This window comes from Parabacteroides leei, from assembly GCF_023369805.1.
In the GTDB taxonomy this organism is placed as follows: Bacteria; Bacteroidota; Bacteroidia; order Bacteroidales; family Tannerellaceae; genus Parabacteroides; species Parabacteroides leei.
On sequence record NZ_JAMBQG010000023.1, the window covers coordinates 11,529 to 29,515 of the forward strand.

At 42.0% G+C, this 17,987-nt stretch carries 13 protein-coding genes; 10 read left to right on the top strand and 3 right to left on the bottom strand.

Translation table 11 applies throughout. The features are described from left to right. Window positions 1-29 precede the first annotated feature (29 nt). From M1P97_RS22625 to M1P97_RS22635, 3 genes are read left to right on the top strand one after another with little or no spacing between them, the layout of a single operon-like run. Entirely contained in the window at window positions 30-3,455 is a 3,426-nt protein-coding gene (locus tag M1P97_RS22625) for a TonB-dependent receptor (RefSeq protein ID WP_249390285.1), read from the top strand. 10 nt (window positions 3,456-3,465) lie between these two features. After that, on the top strand, window positions 3,466-5,238 hold the full coding sequence (locus M1P97_RS22630; protein WP_249390286.1) for a RagB/SusD family nutrient uptake outer membrane protein: 1,773 nt from the start codon (window positions 3,466-3,468) through the stop codon (window positions 5,236-5,238). A 48-nt stretch (window positions 5,239-5,286) separates the two neighbouring features. Next, on the top strand, window positions 5,287-6,336 hold the full coding sequence (locus M1P97_RS22635) for an endonuclease/exonuclease/phosphatase family protein (RefSeq protein ID WP_249390287.1): 1,050 nt from the start codon (window positions 5,287-5,289) through the stop codon (window positions 6,334-6,336). Window positions 6,337-6,357: 21 nt separating this feature from the next. Here the strand turns inward: M1P97_RS22635 and M1P97_RS22640 are convergent, their stop codons facing one another. Then, window positions 6,358-8,184: a DNA polymerase III subunit gamma/tau gene (locus M1P97_RS22640; protein WP_195375427.1), complete on the bottom strand. Its 1,827-nt coding sequence runs from the start codon at window positions 8,182-8,184 to the stop codon at window positions 6,358-6,360. Between the two features lie 70 nt (window positions 8,185-8,254). Between M1P97_RS22640 and M1P97_RS22645 the strand changes: the two genes are divergently transcribed. Next, the gene (locus M1P97_RS22645) at window positions 8,255-8,560 is read left to right on the top strand and encodes an FtsB family cell division protein (protein ID WP_075558632.1); all 306 of its coding nucleotides are present in this window, start codon (window positions 8,255-8,257) and stop codon (window positions 8,558-8,560) included. Beyond that, window positions 8,560-8,886, top strand: coding sequence for a hypothetical protein (locus M1P97_RS22650; protein WP_249390288.1), 327 nt, complete (start codon window positions 8,560-8,562; stop codon window positions 8,884-8,886). Before M1P97_RS22645 ends, M1P97_RS22650 begins: the two co-directional genes overlap by 1 nt. A 201-nt stretch (window positions 8,887-9,087) precedes the next feature. Here the strand turns inward: M1P97_RS22650 and M1P97_RS22655 are convergent, their stop codons facing one another. Further along, entirely contained in the window at window positions 9,088-9,693 is a 606-nt protein-coding gene (locus tag M1P97_RS22655; protein WP_195374738.1) for an OmpH family outer membrane protein, read from the bottom strand. Between the two features lie 23 nt (window positions 9,694-9,716). After that, a complete protein-coding gene (locus M1P97_RS22660; RefSeq protein WP_075558635.1) occupies window positions 9,717-9,935 on the bottom strand; it encodes a hypothetical protein in 219 nt (72 codons plus the stop codon). 147 nt (window positions 9,936-10,082) lie between these two features. On the opposite strand from M1P97_RS22660, the gene M1P97_RS22665 reads away from it, so the two are divergent. The 5 genes from M1P97_RS22665 to M1P97_RS22685 all read left to right on the top strand — a co-directional run bounded on the left by M1P97_RS22665 (window position 10,083) and on the right by M1P97_RS22685 (window position 17,815). Then, window positions 10,083-11,540, top strand: a complete 1,458-nt coding sequence (locus M1P97_RS22665; RefSeq protein WP_195374737.1) for an aminoacyl-histidine dipeptidase — start codon at window positions 10,083-10,085, stop codon at window positions 11,538-11,540. A gap of 150 nt (window positions 11,541-11,690) precedes the next feature. Continuing rightward, a complete protein-coding gene (locus M1P97_RS22670; protein WP_249390289.1) occupies window positions 11,691-13,190 on the top strand; it encodes a hypothetical protein in 1,500 nt (499 codons plus the stop codon). Between the two features lie 12 nt (window positions 13,191-13,202). After that, window positions 13,203-14,243: an endonuclease/exonuclease/phosphatase family protein gene (locus tag M1P97_RS22675; protein ID WP_195374735.1), complete on the top strand. Its 1,041-nt coding sequence runs from the start codon at window positions 13,203-13,205 to the stop codon at window positions 14,241-14,243. Window positions 14,244-14,256: 13 nt separating this feature from the next. Then, window positions 14,257-15,942 carry a M23 family metallopeptidase gene (locus M1P97_RS22680; protein ID WP_249390290.1) on the top strand — a complete coding sequence of 562 codons (1,686 nt, stop codon included), beginning with the start codon at window positions 14,257-14,259 and terminating at the stop codon, window positions 15,940-15,942. A 124-nt stretch (window positions 15,943-16,066) separates the two neighbouring features. Then, window positions 16,067-17,815: a phospho-sugar mutase gene (locus M1P97_RS22685; RefSeq protein WP_195374733.1), complete on the top strand. Its 1,749-nt coding sequence runs from the start codon at window positions 16,067-16,069 to the stop codon at window positions 17,813-17,815. Window positions 17,816-17,987 lie beyond the last annotated feature (172 nt).

A 17,987-nucleotide genomic window follows, 5' to 3' on the forward strand; every position in this document is an offset into this window, starting at 1 on the left:
TGTCGTTAACCTAAAAAATATTTAAAGAAATGAATTATAAAAAACATTTATTACTAATGTTAGGTTTTTTATTGTCTATATCGAACCTGACAGCTCAACAAATAACAAACTCTATTACAGTTACTTTCTCTGCCCAACCTCTATCTGAAGCAATTAAAAAGATAGAAGATATCTGCGAGTACAGGTTCTTCTATGATGCCGGAAAGATCGATATGAAGCAGAAAGTTAGTCTTAATGCACAGAATGAAAGTATAAATTCTGCCATATCAGCCATGTTGGAGCCGACAAACGTCTCTTTCCAGATTACCCAAAAACAAATTGCACTGTTTCCACGCGAAGTAAAAAACCAGAGTGAAAGAAAAACAAAAGTCATCAATGGTAAAATTGCAGACGAGCAAGGAGATCCGGTGATTGGAGCCAATGTTATGGAAAAAGGGACCACCAATGGCACAGTAACCGATATAGACGGTAAATTCAGCATTCTGGTTCCAACCGGAGCTTCACTGGTTATTTCCTACATTGGTTACTCCGAACAAACAATAAAAGTTAGTAACCAGACAGAAATATCGATAACACTGAAAGAAAATTCCGAAACACTGGATGAAGTCGTGGTTGTCGGTTATGGGACACAAAAGAAAGTGAATCTGACCGGCGCCGTAGGAACAACATCTGGAAAATCTTTGCAAAACCGTTCGGTATCCAATGTAGGACAAGCTTTACAGGGGGCAATCGGCAACCTGAATATTAGCAATTCAAGCGGACAAGCCAACAGTACCCCCTCCTTTAATATCCGTGGCGAAACTTCTATCACAGGAGGTGAACCTCTAATCCTGGTAGACAACGTACCTATGAGTGCCGATGAATTCTCTCGCATCAATGCACAAGACATCGATAATGTCTCCGTTCTAAAAGACGCATCCTCTGCAGCTATCTATGGTGCACGAGCCTCTTTTGGAGTAATACTTGTTACAACAAAAAAAGGGGAAGGTGAAAAAGTCCGGATAAACTATTCAGGTAGCGTTTCAATCAACAATATGTCTAACCTACCGGAACTGGTCACAGATCCTTATACTGTAGCCAACTGGAAAAACATTGCCGGAAAAGGCTGGTATACATTTTTCGATGACGAAACACTGGAATATGCACGCCGGCGTTCAGAAGATCCATCCTTGCCTGCTGCTTATCTGAGTGCTGCTCAACCGGAAACATGGCAATATTTAGGTTCAGTCGATTGGTTTGATGCAGCATTCAAAAAGAATAGTTTCCTTCATAATCACAATGTAAGTATTTCAGGTACAACCCAGAAAGTCAGTTACTATTTTTCAGGTGAATATTACAACAATAATGGTATACTACAAGTAGGAAGCGATCAATACAGCCGGTATAACCTTCGTAACAAATTGGAATATAAAGTAACGAGCTGGCTCGAATTAGGAACCAATCTGGCTTATACCTATTATTCAAACGACGAACCTTATAATCTGGATTACTTTTTCCACAATCTGAACCGGACTAATACACTTGATCTTATCCATAACCCTGATGGTTCGTGGACAGACAGCGGTGCAGGTATGATAGGACGTTTGGCCGAAGGAGGACGTTCTGTTTCCAAAAGCGGCAACTTCCAGGGAACATTCTCCGCCAGTCTTAATCTGATAAAGGATGTTTTGACAATCAAAGCCAATGCCACATACCGGAAGAAAAATCTCAAAAAGCACAATTGGGATATGCCGATTTGGCAAAAGAAAGGCCCCGACGCACCGGAAACAATGACTACATACGATCCGTTCACTGCCATACCATTCTCCGGAAAATACAGTACGACAGAAGAATATACAGTATATGATGTATTTACTAATTTCCAAAAAACATTTCTGAATAGTCATCAGATCTCGATAGTTGCAGGTTTCAACCAGGAAGAATATAAATATGATTATTTTGGAGGTTGGCGCGATAAGTTGATCAGTAATACACTTCCTTCCTTCCAACTGGCTACCGGTGAAAAATCGCTGGAAGAGAAGTTGGAAAGTTGGGCCTTACGCGGGGCATTTTACCGACTGAACTATACATTCAACAACAAATATATGGTGGAAACAAATGGTCGTTATGACGGTTCTTCCCGTTTCCCAAAGAATGACAGGTTTGGTTTCTTCCCTTCCGTTTCGGCAGGATGGGTGATATCAGAAGAAAGTTTTTTCGAACCTCTTCGAAAAATGGTAGATTTCATGAAAGTCAGAGGATCATACGGAGCTTTAGGTAATCAAAATGTCGGAGCATATGAATACATCGCCAACATGCCCGCTTCTCAGGAAAAGGTTTTGTTGGACGGAGAAATTCCGGTAGGTGTCGGCAGACCCGGATTAGTTGCCTCATCTCTAACATGGGAAAAAGTCAAAACAATTAACGGAGGGATCGATCTGACCCTGCTTTCGAACCGTTTATCTGCCAACTTCGACGTGTACCGACGCAATACGGAAGGTATGTTAGCTAAAGGGGAAACACTTCCCAATGTTTTAGGTACCAAAGTTCCCAAAATCAATGCCGCTAATCTGCGTACGAATGGTTGGGAAATGAGTCTGGCTTGGCGCGATAATTTCACACTGGCTGAAAAACCTTTCAATTATAACATTAAATTCATCCTTGCAGACAATCATTCGGTTATCACCAAATATGCAAATCCAACTCGTTCACTAACAAATTATGATGCCTACGAACTTTCTTCCCGTGAATACTACGAAGGAGAAACCATTGGTGAAATCTGGGGATTAACCACACTTGGATTCTTTCAAAATCAGGAAGAAATAGACAACCATGCGGATCAAACAACAGTTATGTCATATCCAAATGATCGTGTAACAGAACCGGGAGATTTGAAATTTGCAGACCTCAACGGTGATGGTTTCGTCAATTCCGGCAAATGGACAGTAGACGATCCTGGCGATTATAAAGTTATTGGAAATACGACTCCACGATACAATTTCAGTTTTGATTTATCTGCAGACTGGAATAACTTCGATGTCCGCGCATTCTTCCAGGGTATTGGAAAACGCGATTGGTATCCGGAAGCCAACAACCATTATTTCTGGGGATTATATGCCATGCCATGGACAAATGTGTTCAAAGACCATATGGATCACTGGACGCCTGAAAATCGTAATGCCAAATTTCCCAGGCCAAAATCATATATAGCCTGGAACCAGAAAGAACTGGGTGCACCACAAACTAAATATTTGCAAAATGCAGCTTATTGCCGGTTGAAGAACCTGACGTTAGGTTATACAATACCGAAGCCTCTGTTGCAAAAAGCAAAGATCGATAACCTGCGTATCTATTTCAGCGGAGAAAACTTATTTACAATCAAACATCTCCCACGTCATATCGATCCGGAAGGATTAAGCGGCAGTGTATACCCATATCTCAGAACTTTCTCCTTTGGTATAAATCTTACTTTATAATTGATACATCATGAAAAAGAAAAATATATTCATATTGGCATGTGCCACCTTATTGCTCGGAAGTTGCAATGATAGTTTTATGGACCGATTTCCGGAAACAGACATATCAATCGAAACATTCTTTAAAAATGTCTCAGATCTGGAAAGCTATTCAAATACATTTTATGCAGATTTGGAAGTTCCCATCCACGATGCATTATCGGACAACATTTCAAACTATGGTTCCGACATTGAGTTGCAAACGTTGATGGTCGGTAATCTTTCAGCCGAAACTGTAAATGAATGGAACTGGGAGAGAATACGTAAATATAATATCCTACTTGAAAATGTACACCGTACAAGTGGAGAGCAAGAAAAAATCAATCACTATATAGGGATTACTCGTCTCTTCCGTGCAATTAATTATTATGATAAAGTAAAAAGATATAGTGACGTTCCATGGTATTCGAAATCATTGAATGTAGAAGACATCGACCTATTATACAAACCGCAGGATAGTCGCACATTAGTTGTAGACTCCATTATGAATGACCTGGCTTATGCCTGTGAATGGGTTCAGAAAGGAAGCAGCAAAACACGTATCACAAAAAAAGCTGCGCTTGGCATACAGGCACGCATTGCTCTGCATGAAGGAACTTTCCGGAAATATCATTCTGAATTAAATCTGACAGATGCTGACCGTTTTCTTCAAATCGCAGTAAAAGCTTGCGAACAAATCATGCAGTCAGAAGAATTATCATTAAGTCCGGAATACAAAAACCTGTTTAACTCCACAGACCTGAGTAATAACCCGGAAGTGCTGCTTTATATGGATTATGATGCAAATAAAAGTATTTTCAACAATACAAAAGATGTGTTCAACTACAACTATGGATTAAGCCAGGATTTGATGGATTCTTATCTCTATGTAGAAGATGGAAAAGCTGTTCCTTATACAAGTCTGCCTGGTTATGAAACAAAAACATATACAGAAACTTTTGTCAACCGTGATCCACGTATGACTGCAACAGTTTGTTATCCGGGATATATCAAAGCCGGAGAAAGCAAACCGTTTCTAACTACTCCCGACAGAGGAGGATATATTCAGATCAAATACGCTCCGACTTCTGTCGACCAATGGTCATACAATTCTTCATATATCGATATTCCATTAATAAGACTAGGAGAAATCTATCTGATCTATGCCGAAGCAAAAGCAGAACTGGGGACACTGACACAAAATGACCTGGATCAAAGTATCAACCGATTGCGCCGACGTGCCGGATTACCCGACATTGAAATGGCTGAAGCAAATGCTAAAACAGACCCTGTTTTAATAGATAAATATTCGAATATTAATAGCCCGCTTCGTGGAATATTATGTGAATTACGCCGTGAACGGCGCATTGAACTGGCTTGTGAAGGTTTCCGCTTCGATGATGTGAACCGTTGGAAAGCAGGAAAGCTTTTCGCTAATCGGCAACAAGGATTTTATATACCGGAACTGGGACCAATAGACGTAACCGGCGATGGAATTCCCGATATTGCCATCTTTGCAAAACCGGAAGACAAACAATCGCTTCCCGAAGATTTACAAAATTCTCTTGCAATCTACTATTTGGAAAATGAAAGCGGAGCAAAAGCCTCTTACTATTTGTCGGAAGGGAATAAAGGACATATCATGTTCGAAACACAGCGATTACTCCCCCGCAAATTTATTGAGCCACAATATTATTATCGCCCAATCAGTTTGCAAGACAAAAAAATTAATCCCAATTTGAAAGAAACTATTTTCTGGGAATAAGTGAAATAGGAATCAAAACAGTTTCTGAACACCATTAAATATCTAAAAATGAAAAAAATCAATATTCTGTTATGCTCATTGCTATTGCTGGGACTGTCAGTTTCCTGCATAGGTAAGCAATCTGTCTCGCTGAAAGTTCTCCAATTAAACCTTTGGTATCAAGGTGGAATTGTACCTGATGGGGTCGGAGGTATTATTGATATCATAGACCAGACTAATCCGGACATTATTTTTCTTTGTGAAATAAGAAAAGAAAAAAATAATCCTTTCATTGAAGATTTGAAAGACGAACTCAAAAAAAGAGGAAAAGCATATGACGGGAAATATATAGACCAGACGATGGGTATTTTGTCTAAATACCGACTAACAAATGTAATATCTCCCTTTACGCTTGAAGACGACTCGCGTCCCGTTTGTAAAGCAACTCTTACGATCAACGGACAAAATCTGACTGTCTATTCAGTACACTGGGACTATACCCATTATGAATGCTATATGCCACGTGGATACAGTGGGACAACCTGGAAAAAGATAGATGCTCCGGCCGATAACGCCGACTCTGTACTAACTGCCAACCGCTTATCATACCGGGAGGAAGGAGTAGCCGCCTTGTTGAAAGATGCACAACAGGAAATTAAACAAGGGAACATAGTTATCCTGGGAGGCGATTTCAACGAACCATCTCATCTGGATTGGCAGGCAGATACAAAAGACATGAGAAATCATAATGGACTGGTAATTAATTGGGATTGCTCCGCCATGCTACATAATGCCGGATATAAGGATGCTTACAGGGAATTATATCCCAATCCTGTCACACATCCCGGATTCAGCTGGCCTGCAGGAAACAAGGCTGCACCAATGGATAAGTTAATGTGGGTTGCGGATGCAGATGATCGTGACCGTATTGATTTTATATATTATTATCCGAATAAAGATTTAACATTGAAGGATGTCGCTATCGTGGGTCCCATAGAAGATCTTTGTATGGGGGAAATAAAAGATCATCAAACACAGGATCCTTTTATTACACCTAAAGGAGTTTGGCCATCAGACCATAAAGGGACACTAGCCACCTTCACCCTCTGCACTGAATGAAAAAACAAGCCTGACGCCGGATTAATCCAGCGTCAGGTTAAATTCATCTTTCAGTTTTCCCAGAACCGGATTGACACTCAACAGATGTTCAAACTTTTCCGAGGATGTGTAGGCCAGATGTTTCTCATTTGTTTCAATGATACGGATACGCATCTGGATTCGTGTATTTTTAAGTTGCACACGCAAGTAATTTAACAGATCGACACATCCGTTACTCAACTCATCCTGCTGTCCCGGATTATGCACCCCTACTTCAAAGAAGTAATTTTCTTGTAAAACAGGCTTACAGTTTATCATCGTATTCTTCAGATACACCTTCTTATCAATCACTCCGCTTGAGACATAAGCATCCCAACACCGGATCAGATCCTCTTCTGAGAAAGGGTTTACCATTTCCTGCACAGTCCGGGAATCCTGTTGCGTCATTGGATTCTTCGGTTTTTCCAACCCAATCTCTTTCAGGGAAGTACCCAGATGGGGAGGACGAAATGTTTTTTTAGGAGAGGAATCCGGAGGTCCTTGTGGAATATTTGTTGCAGATGAAGGCATATTAGTCGTTATCACCTGCCCGTTATTGCTGTTCATTCCAGCAGGTTTCTGGGGTATATGGCTACCAGCTTGTCCGGGTTGACCCGACTGACGGATAGGCTGCCCCTGCCCCACCGGTTGGGCGCCTTGAGAAACAGGCTGTCCGGGAGCCCCAGAAACGAGAGGTTCAATTACTCCTTTTTTTTTATCTTCAACAGCTTGCCCGGCATTACTAAGCTGGCATAGTTGGATAAGCGTCAGTTCAAGCAACAAACGTTTATTCCGACTGGCACGATAGTTCAAATCACAGGTATTAGCCAGTTCGATTGCCTTAAACAACAACTGATCCGGGCAGCGTTTTGCCATCTCCTTATAACGCTCACGAATAGAAGCTCCCACCTCAAATAAGATCAGCGTAACCTCATCTTTGCACACTAACAGGTCACGGAAATGAGCTGCCAGACCGGTAATTATATTTTGCCCGTCGAACCCTTTACTTAATATTTCATTCAGTATCAGTATAGACGAGCGCACATTTCCGGACAAGATCGCATCCGTCAGACGGAAATAATACTCATAATCAAGTACATTCAGATTATCGATAACAGCCTGGTAGGTGATATTACCGTTAGTAAAGCTGACTACCTGGTCGAAAATAGATAAAGCATCACGCATTCCTCCATCAGCTTTTTGAGCGATTACGTTCAGCGCTTCCGGCTCAGCAGTCACATTCTCACGGGAGGCGACATATTCCAGATGTTCCACCATATCGGCTATCGAGATACGGGAGAAATCATATATCTGGCAACGCGACAAGATAGTCGGCAGCACTTTATGTTTCTCGGTAGTAGCCAGGATAAACAGGGCATGATGAGGTGGTTCTTCCAATGTTTTCAGAAACGCGTTGAAAGCGGCCGAACTCAACATGTGCACCTCATCGATGATGAATACCTTATATTTACCGATAGCAGGCGGAATACGCACCTGGTCGATCAGTGAACGAATATCATCCACCGAGTTGTTCGATGCAGCATCCAGTTCGTGTATATTATAGGAACGTTGTTCATTGAAAGCCTGGCACGATTCACATTCGTTACATGCCTCACCATCGGCTGTCGGAGTCAGACAGTTGATCGTCTTTGCAAAGATTCGTGCACACGAAGTTTTCCCGACACCACGCGGTCCGCAAAACAGATAGGCATGAGCGAGCTTGTTACTTTGTATTGCATTTTTCAGTGTAGTGGTAAGAGACTTCTGCCCTACGACACTACGGAAAGTAGAGGGGCGGTATTTTCTTGCCGATACAATATAATTGTCCATTCTTTGCTTTTTTTTTGACAACACAAAGATATACAAAATAATTCATTTATCTTTGCGAAAACGAAGTTCCATGTCACGCATAAAAGACTTTTATAATAAGTATCTTTCCCGGATAAACGCCTACTGGCTGGTTGTCATCGGATTCCTGATCCTTACTTTCACAGTGGGCGACAGCAACTTGTACAAACGTTATACGTACGACGAAAAGATCCGTAGCCTGGAAAGAGAAATCAAACATTACCAGAAAGAGATCGAGATAAACAGTAAGAAACTGAATGACCTTCATACCGACAAAGAAGGTCTGGAACGCTTCGCCCGTGAAGAGTATTTCATGAAGAAGCCGAACGAAGATGTCTATATCATCAAGAAGAAATAATGAATCAAAAAGCAAGAACAATCATTTTTATTATTGCCGGTCTATTGATACTGGCAGGTGCAATCTTATTCCTGTCCAAGTGGTTTCTGGCTCCCTATATGTTTGCAGTGGGAGCAGCGGGCATGGCGGTCTGTTTCCTGACTCTCCCGACAAAAGATATGGCATTTCGCGAACGCAGGCTACATCGTTTCAACATAATCGCATCTGTCCTGATGATCTGTGCCTCCGGTTTGATGTTCAAAGATATGAAAGAATGGGTGATCTGCCTGACAATTGCCGCCGTCCTGTTACTTTACTCATCATTCGTATCCGGAAAAAAGAAATAAATCCCCTACATTTTTTCCCCGCATTTTTTTCTTGTGGGGAATTTTACCCATTATGGTAGGGATAAAGTCCCATACATATGGGGATTTTCCCCCACTATAGTGGACTGTTTTCTTTACTGTAGTATAAATAATACATAAGTACATAAAAAAAGCTGTTACAATACTGCAACAGCTTTTTTATATCATATTTTTAGTTTTTACTTACTTTCCACTTGAATAACTTTTATTCAATAAGTCGATCAGCTCGCTGGTAATATCATAAGAGTCTCCGGCTAACAAAATATTATCTTCAGCAGTGTTACTGAAAATCACCTGATATCCTTTTTCCTTGTTATACACCTTCAATTTAGAAACTACAGTGTCGCGAAGTTGTTCGTTCAGCTTCTGGCGCTCCATCAGCAAATCCTGTGACAGTTTTGCATCCAGATCTTTCAATTCCTGTTCTTTCTTCATCAAGCGTTCCTGTTCCTGCTGAGCTCTTTCACGGGTAAGGAATGCATTATTTTCCATTTTACGATAGAATTCCTGTACTTCGGTTTGCAGGTTACGTGCCTGCTGGGTAACGTTAGCACGTGAATTTTCCTCTTTTTTCAGGAGCTGTTCATTCAGATCCTTGAAGTAATTATAATTAAGCAAAAGTGAATCTACATTGACATAAGCAATAGGAAGTAAGTTTATGGAATCACCTTCTCCAGATGCAAATGTTTTTGTCACTGTTGATTCTTTCTTGTCGGAAAATTGCATTATGAACAATATCACGACAGCCACCGCGAGCACACCATTAATTACGTAGTTAATGTTCTTCATAAAGTGTAAATTAAATCCTTATTTTATTCTTCTATTTCTTTCACTCTATCATACAGATTCTTTTGCTTCGCTTGTTCACGATCTTGTGTTTTGGCACAATGTATACCTTTTTTACCCAGTGCTCTGTTACCTCCGACATGTGTATTCGGGAACCTTCCCCCCTTCTTGAATATCACTTTTACTGCAAGTAACACAACACAAATAACAAGAATTATGACCGTAAGCAATATCGTTGTAAGCATTTTCTCTATATTTGTGGACGCAAATATAAGAGTTTAAGTGATTATAAAGTATCTTTTTGGTATTTAATTCTACTTTTTTTCATACACAACTCAGAAAACGATCACATTATTAACTATATAGTAATAACTATAATATATTGTAACATTATGAAGATTACTGACTTAAAGCCTGAAATCGTTTGGAAGTTCTTCCACCAGGTAACACAAGTGCCCCGCCCTTCAAAGAAGGAAGGCAAAATGATCCAATATCTGGAATCGTTCGCAAAAGAGTATAAAATCGCTATAAAAAAAGATGCAGCCGGAAATATCCTGATGTCGAAGCCTGCAACGCCCGGAAAAGAGAAGCTCCCGGTTGTCGTGCTTCAATCGCACATGGATATGGTTTGTGAGAAAAACAACGGAACAGTTCATGACTTCGACAACGATCCGATCGAAACTATTGTAGATGGCGACTGGCTACGTGCAAACGGAACCACTTTAGGTGCCGATAATGGTATCGGTGTTGCTGCCGAACTGGCTATCTTGGCTTCCGATGATATCGAACACGGCCCGATCGAATGCCTGTTCACAGTAGATGAAGAAACCGGTCTGACAGGTGCCAAAGCCCTTGAAAAAGGTTTTATGACAGGCGAAATCCTACTGAACCTGGATAGCGAAGACGAAGGTGAAATCTTTATGGGCTGCGCCGGTGGAAAAGATACACAGGCAGTGTTCCATTATGAACCGCTCGCAACTTCTCCTAACCTGCAATATTTCCGTATCGATGTAAAAGGTCTGAACGGTGGACACTCAGGCGGCGAAATCCACAAAGGTTTGGGCAATGCCAATAAGATCCTGGTTCGCTTCCTGTTCCTGTTGCAACAACAGTTCGACTTTACATTATGCTCTATTGACGGCGGAAACCTGCGTAACGCCATCGCTCGCGAAGCACATGCCGTTATCGGATTGTATCCGGAAGATAAAGAAAAGGTACGTGTTATGCTGAACCATTTTGCAGCAGACATCGAAAACGAGCTGAAACATGTCGATCCCAACGTACAGTTGGTTATGGAATCGGCCGATCAACCGGAAACACGTATCGACAACGAAACGACCAGGAAACTGATCTACTCGTTGCATGCTTGCCCGCACGGCGTGATCGGTATGAGCCACGATATCGAAGGCCTGGTAGAAACATCTACCAATCTGGCATCTGTCAAGATGAAAGAAGGCAATACAATCGTCGTAGGTACCAGCCAGCGTAGCTCTATCGAATCTTGTAAAATAGCTGTTGCTAACCAGGTAGCCTCCACTTTCCTATTGGCAGACGCCCAGGTCACTCATGGCGACGGTTATCCGGGATGGGCTCCAAATCCGGATTCCAAAATTCTGAAAGTAGCACAGGATACTTACAAACGCCTGTTTAATAAAGACGCTAAGATCATGGCGATCCATGCCGGATTGGAGTGCGGACTGTTCCTCGAAAAATATCCTAACCTGGATATGATTTCTTTTGGACCGACATTAAGAGATGTTCACTCTCCGAACGAACGGATCGAAATTAAAACCGTTGGTTTATGGTGGGCTCACCTTTTGGAATTATTAAAAAGCATCCCGGCAAAATAAACTTTAATATTTCACGTTATAGAAAGAGGATTAACACTTTGACCGTGTTTTTCCTCTTTTTTTATGTTAATGCCTGAAAACTTTCTTTATAAATATTTTGTTTATTGAGAAACAAGAACACAAAGGCATATATTTTAACATTCAGAGAAAATGAAAAAAATTACCGCGCCGTTGCTCATAGTATGTACCATATTACTCAACCTGTTGGCAGGATGCGACGGGCTGGACGAAAATTATTCGACCAATCCGAACCACCGGTTGAGTTTCTCGACAGATACTTTATCATTCGATACCGTATTCACGACTATTGGTTCAGCAACGAAACAATTCATGGTTTACAACAGGAACGACCAACCACTAAACATCGAGAAAGTATTACAAGCATCGCCAGCCACCAGTGGATTCCGAATTAATGTAGATGGCCGTAAAGGAGACAACTTCGATAATGTCAGAGTAGCTGCAAAAGACAGCATGTACATTTTTGTAGAGGTTACAGTCAACCCCAACGGAAAAGACCAACCGTTATTAGTCCAGGATTCAATCATATTCTTCTTCAACGGAATAAAACAATCTGTTCTGCTGGAAGCATGCGGACAAGATGTTCATTTGATAAAGGGAGGAGAAATACTGACAGAAGACACCAAACTGACGGCAGAACGTCCTTACCTTATATATGACAGCCTGACGATCGACGATGGTGTAACTGTCGATATTGAAGAAGGTGCGACTTTCTACATGCACGACAAAGCAAAAATAATCTCCAAAGGAACAATTATAGCCAACGGAACAATCGAAAAACCGATCACATTCCGCGGCGACCGCCTTGATTTCATATTGAACGATCTATTACCCTACGACCGCACACCGGGACAATGGGAAGGTATTACCTTCAAACCGGAAAGCTTTGGTAATGTATTTAATAACGTAATAGTGCGCAACGGGAACAATGGTATTTTGTGTGAAGCTTCCGATCCGGAAAATTCTAAGCTGAAGATCAACAATTCACAAATCACCAATATGGACGGCTTTGCATTCAAAGCAATCGACTGTAATATAGAAGCTACAAACAGTGAATTTACGAATGCAACAGCAGATGTGGTGTTATTGGCAGGAGGAAAATACAGTTTCACACATTGTACGATAGCCAACTACATGACTTTAAAGCAGCGAACCGGCGGTACATTAACCATACAGGATGAATATCCCAAAGATAGTGGCATGTCCTACAGTCTGGAACAAGCCTATTTCGACAACTGCATCATCGATGGCAATCACTCCGCAGCTAAAGACCTGACGAACGGAGAACTGGTTATCAGTCTCAAAGCCACTCCGCTGAATGGTAAATTGAACTATCAGTTTAATCACTGTGTAATCAAACTACAGGAGATAAAAGACGACAAGTTTCCAGATGTCATCTTTGTCACAGGAAAAGATACAAACAAGATGGAATACAGAATGACCGGCGGTGATAAAAATAAATATATGTATGATTTCCGTCCCGACAAAGAGACAACACCCGGTGTTGGTAAGGCAGACCTCTTTATCACACAGAAGTATCCTATCGACCGCAATGGCGTTAACCGTCTGACAAACGATGGACCGGATATCGGAGCTTATGAATATGTTCCCAAGGAGAAAGAAGACAAATAAAAATAATTAGATATGATCAAAACCTTAACTATCATCATTTACGTTTTATTATTCATTACACTGCCAATCGAAGCCCAGCTCGATTTCAGAGTAATGAGTTATAACGTCGAGAATCTGTTCGATACCGAAGACAATCCGAATAAGAACGACAATGATTTTCTCCCAACCGGCAACCGCCATTGGACACGCGGACGTTATTACCATAAACTCCAACAGATAGCTAAAGTAATCAGTGCTGCCGGAGAATGGAGTACGCCCGCCTTAGTCGGGCTCTGCGAAGTAGAAAACGACTCTGTATTGATCCATCTGCTCAAGCGAACACCCCTCAAACTGCAACAATATCACTATTGTATGACACATGGCTCCGACATCAGGGGCATTAATACGGCACTTCTTTACCAGCAGGACAAGTTCAGATACATAGGACATAAAGAACAACCGGTCGTCTTCACCCGCAAACGACATAAATATACCCGCAATATCCTTCACGTCTGGGGTAAGGTTCTGACCTCAGACACACTGGATGTATTCGTCTGCCACCTACCCTCCCGCTACGGGGGTGAAAAGGAAAGCGAAGCAGATCGTTTCGATGCCGCCCGCACCTTACGACACCTTTGCGACTCCCTGATACAGACACGCACAACACCCCAGTTACTTATTATGGGAGACTTCAACGACACACCGGAAAACACCAGTATTACCGAGGTGTTGGGGGCCATGTCTGTCTGCACAAAAGCCGAGACATCCACCCTTTATAATCTTTTTGCAAATCCACACACATTAAACTTCCCCGGAACACACAAATATCAGGGAGAATGGAGTCAACTGGACCAGATCATTGTATCGGGCAACCTTATTAAGAAAGACTCACGAATGCATATCATCCCCGAAAGCATACGGATATTTGCACCTGACTTCCTGTTCACCAAAGATAAAACCTGGCATGGCAAACGTCCCGCACGTACATATTACGGTTTCAAATATGAAGGCGGCTATAGCGATCACTTACCCCTTATTACCGACTTTTTACTATCTTTGCCTACCGAAGATTGAATTAAATGAGGATATGCAAATACATCATATACTGGCAGGAATCTGCCTTTTAGCCGGAATTACATCCGCCACTGCGAACGCGCAAGAATTTCGAAAACCATTAGACATCCCTGTTCTTTTAAGTGGAAACTTTGGAGAACTGAGAAGCAACCATTTTCATTCCGGAATAGATTTTAAAACACAGGGTGTGGAAGGGAAACCGATCCACTCTGTACAAGACGGATATGTTTCACGCATTTCTGTCAGTCCATGGGGATATGGAAATGGGCTATACATCACTCACCCCAATGGAACAACGACCGTCTACGGACATTTGCAGAAATTCTCCCCAAAAATAGCTGCTTATCTCAAGGAAAAACAATACGAGCAGGAAAGCTTTAATGTAAACCTGACGCTGACACCGGACGAATTGCCGGTAGAAGAAGGAGAAATCGTAGCCCTGAGTGGGAACACCGGAGGCTCCGGAGGTCCACATCTCCATTTTGAAGTGCGCGACACAGAAACAGAAGAACCGATGGACCCTATTGAATACTACAAAGACCTGATAGAAGACACCCGTCCTCCACAAATACAGGGGATTATGATTTATCCCATGCCTGGCAAAGGTGTAGTAAACGGTAGCCGTCGAAAACTGGAGCTCAAACCCGTGACACCCAAAAACGGCAAACCAACACTGACAGGAAAAATCGAAGCCTGGGGAGAAATCGGCCTTGCAATAAAAGGATACGATTACATGGATAACACCAGCAATATATATGGAATTAAAGATATCACACTGACGGCCGACAGTCAGGTTATCTATCGAAGCGACTTAAATCGTTTCGCCTTCGATGAAACCCGTTACCTGAACAGCTTTACCGACTTCGAAGAGTGGAAAGAACACCGTTCATTCTATATAAAGAGTTTTGTCGATCCGGGTAACCGCCTCCGCTTTATCGAAAGCATCAAACAAGGAATACTGACCATCGACGAACCGCGCACTTATCACCTCACCTACCGGGTGGCTGACGCTTTCGGTAATTCGACACAACTGACCATCCGGATAGAAGGAAAAGAACAACCCATTCCGGAAATCGATACCGACAATACGGAATTATTCCATTGGTGGAGCGACAACCGTTTCGGGGCCAAAGGCATTCGCCTGACCATTCCCAAGGGAAATCTCTATGACGATTTGTATTTCCGTTATTCGGTAAAAGAAGACAGCACCGCTCTCGGAGCCACACATACGCTGCATAACAAACCGGTCGCCTTGCATAAATCGGCTAAACTTTCCTTACGCTTACAAAGCGATACGCTTGAAAACAAACAACAATACGGCATCATACGTATACAAAACGGACGCCGGTCATGGACAGGAGGCGTTTACCGTAACGGATGGATAGATGCCGATATCAAAGAAATGGGCACCTATACACTCGGGCAAGACCTTATCCCTCCAACCGTTACACCACTCAATCCGGCTACATGGATTAGTAAACAAACGATCTCATTCCGACTGTCGGATAACCTGAGCGGTGTACAGACTTATCGAGGTGAAATAGACGGACAATTCGTTCTTTTTGAAATGAATAACAAATCTGTCATCACTTATCAGTTCGATAAGGAACGACTGACAAGAGGAAAACATACATTAAAACTGGTCGTAACAGACGCCTGTAGAAATCAAACATCTTATACATATCCGTTTACATGGTAAAAAAGAACTTTTCTTTTTTCTTGAAAATAAGGACGCGAGCCATTGTTTAAATCAATTAATTTGTATCTTTGTTTTCTCGATAAATCAGGAAATAACATATATAATAAATGCAAGATATTTGGGTATGGAAAACAACGAACTGCTAGAAATGGTAAGAAGCAAAGCGCAAAGCTGGCTTACTAAAAGTTATGATGCCGAAACAAAAGCGCAGGTTCAGGCTTTATTGGACAACGAAGACCCGACCGATCTGATCGAATCGTTTTACAAAGATCTTGAATTCGGAACCGGAGGTTTAAGAGGTATTATGGGGGTAGGAACCAACCGTATGAACATTTATACAGTAGGTGCTGCTACACAAGGGTTGTCAAACTACCTGAAAAAAGAATTTTCAGGACTTGACCAGATCAAAGTCGTTATCGGCCATGACTGCCGCAACAACAGCCGCAAGTTTGCCGAAATCTCGGCAGATATCTTCTCTGCTAACGGTATCAAAGTATACATGTTTGAAGATCTTCGCCCGACTCCGGAAATGTCTTTTGCCATCCGTAAACTGGGATGCCAGAGTGGTATTATCCTGACAGCCTCCCACAATCCGAAAGAATACAACGGTTACAAGGCTTATTGGGACGATGGCGCACAGATGATCGCACCGCACGACCGTAACACGATTGCCGAAGTAAACAAGATCCGCAATGCCAGCGACATCAAATTCAAAGGCAATAAGGAACTGATCGAAATCATCGGTAAAGAAATTGACAATCTGTATATCGACGCTTTGACAACAATCTCCCTTTCACCGGAAGCTATCAAACGTCACCACGATATGAAGATCGTCTACACTCCGATCCACGGAACAGGCGTACGTATCATTCCGGATACACTGAAAGCATTCGGATTTACAAACGTAATCCATGTCCCCGAACAGGATGTGGTAAGCGGCGATTTTCCAACTGTTATCTCTCCAAACCCGGAAGAGCCGGCTGCTTTGGCAATGGCTGTTGAGAAAGCAAAAGAAACAGATGCCGACTTGGTACTGGCTTCCGACCCGGATGCTGACCGCGTAGGTGCTGCCGTTAAGAACAACGAAGGCGAATGGGTACTGCTGAACGGTAACCAGACTGCTCTGATGTTCGTTTATTACCTGATTACCCGTTGGAAAGAACTGGGTAAGATCAACGGTAAAGAATATATTGTAAAAACAATCGTTACAACAGAACTGATCCGTACGATCGCTGAACGCAACGGTGTTGAATTATATGATGTTTATACCGGTTTCAAATGGATTGCCGATGTAATGAAGAAAAACGAAGGCAAGAAAAACTATATCGGTGGTGGTGAAGAAAGCTACGGTTTCCTTTGCGAAGATTTCGTTCGCGATAAAGATGCGGTTTCTGCATGTGCTATCCTGGCTGAAATTGCTGCATGGGCAAAAGACCAGGGCATCACAATGTTCCAGTTGCTGCAGAATATCTACGTACAATACGGTTTCTCAAAAGAAAAAGGTATTTCTGTTGTAAAGAAAGGAAAAAGCGGTGCTGAAGAAATCGAAGCAATGATGAAGAACTTCCGCGAAAACCCATTACAGGAAATTGCAGGTTCAAAAGTATCGTTGTTCTACGATTATGCTTCCCTGAAAGGTTACAGTTATATCGACAAGGAAACAATCACTTTGGATATGCCGACAACTTCCAACGTTCTGCAATATTTTACTGAAGACAATACAAAAGTATCTATCCGTCCTTCAGGAACAGAGCCGAAAATTAAATTCTACTGTGAAGTTCATTCAAAAGTAAAGAGCCTCGAAGATCTGCCGGAAGCAGAAAAAGCTGCCGAAGAAAAGATCAATCAGATCAAAGCTTCTTTGGGTATCTGACCTGAAAACCGATTTAAAATACAACGGGGCAAGAGGTATTACTTCTTGTCCCGTTTCTTTTCTCTACCGAACTATGCAAAAACAGCTTATCTGCCTGTAGTTTCACTATTATGAAACAAGTGTTTCTCCGTAATGGAACAAGTGTTTCACCTATATGAAACAAAACCTTTAC

What these genes read in the sequence shown, in the direction of transcription:
- M1P97_RS22685 (WP_195374733.1), top strand. Translation starts at nt 16,067, where the DNA reads ATGGAAAACAACGAACTGCTAGAAATGGTAAGAAGCAAAGCGCAAAGC.
- M1P97_RS22625 (WP_249390285.1), top strand. Translation starts at nt 30, where the DNA reads ATGAATTATAAAAAACATTTATTACTAATGTTAGGTTTTTTATTGTCT.
- M1P97_RS22650 (WP_249390288.1), top strand. Translation starts at nt 8,560, where the DNA reads ATGAATCAAAAAGCAAGAACAATCATTTTTATTATTGCCGGTCTATTG.
- M1P97_RS22630 (WP_249390286.1), top strand. Translation starts at nt 3,466, where the DNA reads ATGAAAAAGAAAAATATATTCATATTGGCATGTGCCACCTTATTGCTC.
- M1P97_RS22675 (WP_195374735.1), top strand. Translation starts at nt 13,203, where the DNA reads ATGATCAAAACCTTAACTATCATCATTTACGTTTTATTATTCATTACA.
- M1P97_RS22670 (WP_249390289.1), top strand. Translation starts at nt 11,691, where the DNA reads ATGAAAAAAATTACCGCGCCGTTGCTCATAGTATGTACCATATTACTC.
- M1P97_RS22655 (WP_195374738.1), bottom strand. Translation starts at nt 9,693, where the DNA reads ATGAAGAACATTAACTACGTAATTAATGGTGTGCTCGCGGTGGCTGTC.
- M1P97_RS22645 (WP_075558632.1), top strand. Translation starts at nt 8,255, where the DNA reads ATGTCACGCATAAAAGACTTTTATAATAAGTATCTTTCCCGGATAAAC.
- M1P97_RS22635 (WP_249390287.1), top strand. Translation starts at nt 5,287, where the DNA reads ATGAAAAAAATCAATATTCTGTTATGCTCATTGCTATTGCTGGGACTG.
- M1P97_RS22680 (WP_249390290.1), top strand. Translation starts at nt 14,257, where the DNA reads ATGCAAATACATCATATACTGGCAGGAATCTGCCTTTTAGCCGGAATT.
- M1P97_RS22660 (WP_075558635.1), bottom strand. Translation starts at nt 9,935, where the DNA reads ATGCTTACAACGATATTGCTTACGGTCATAATTCTTGTTATTTGTGTT.
- M1P97_RS22665 (WP_195374737.1), top strand. Translation starts at nt 10,083, where the DNA reads ATGAAGATTACTGACTTAAAGCCTGAAATCGTTTGGAAGTTCTTCCAC.
- M1P97_RS22640 (WP_195375427.1), bottom strand. Translation starts at nt 8,184, where the DNA reads ATGGACAATTATATTGTATCGGCAAGAAAATACCGCCCCTCTACTTTC.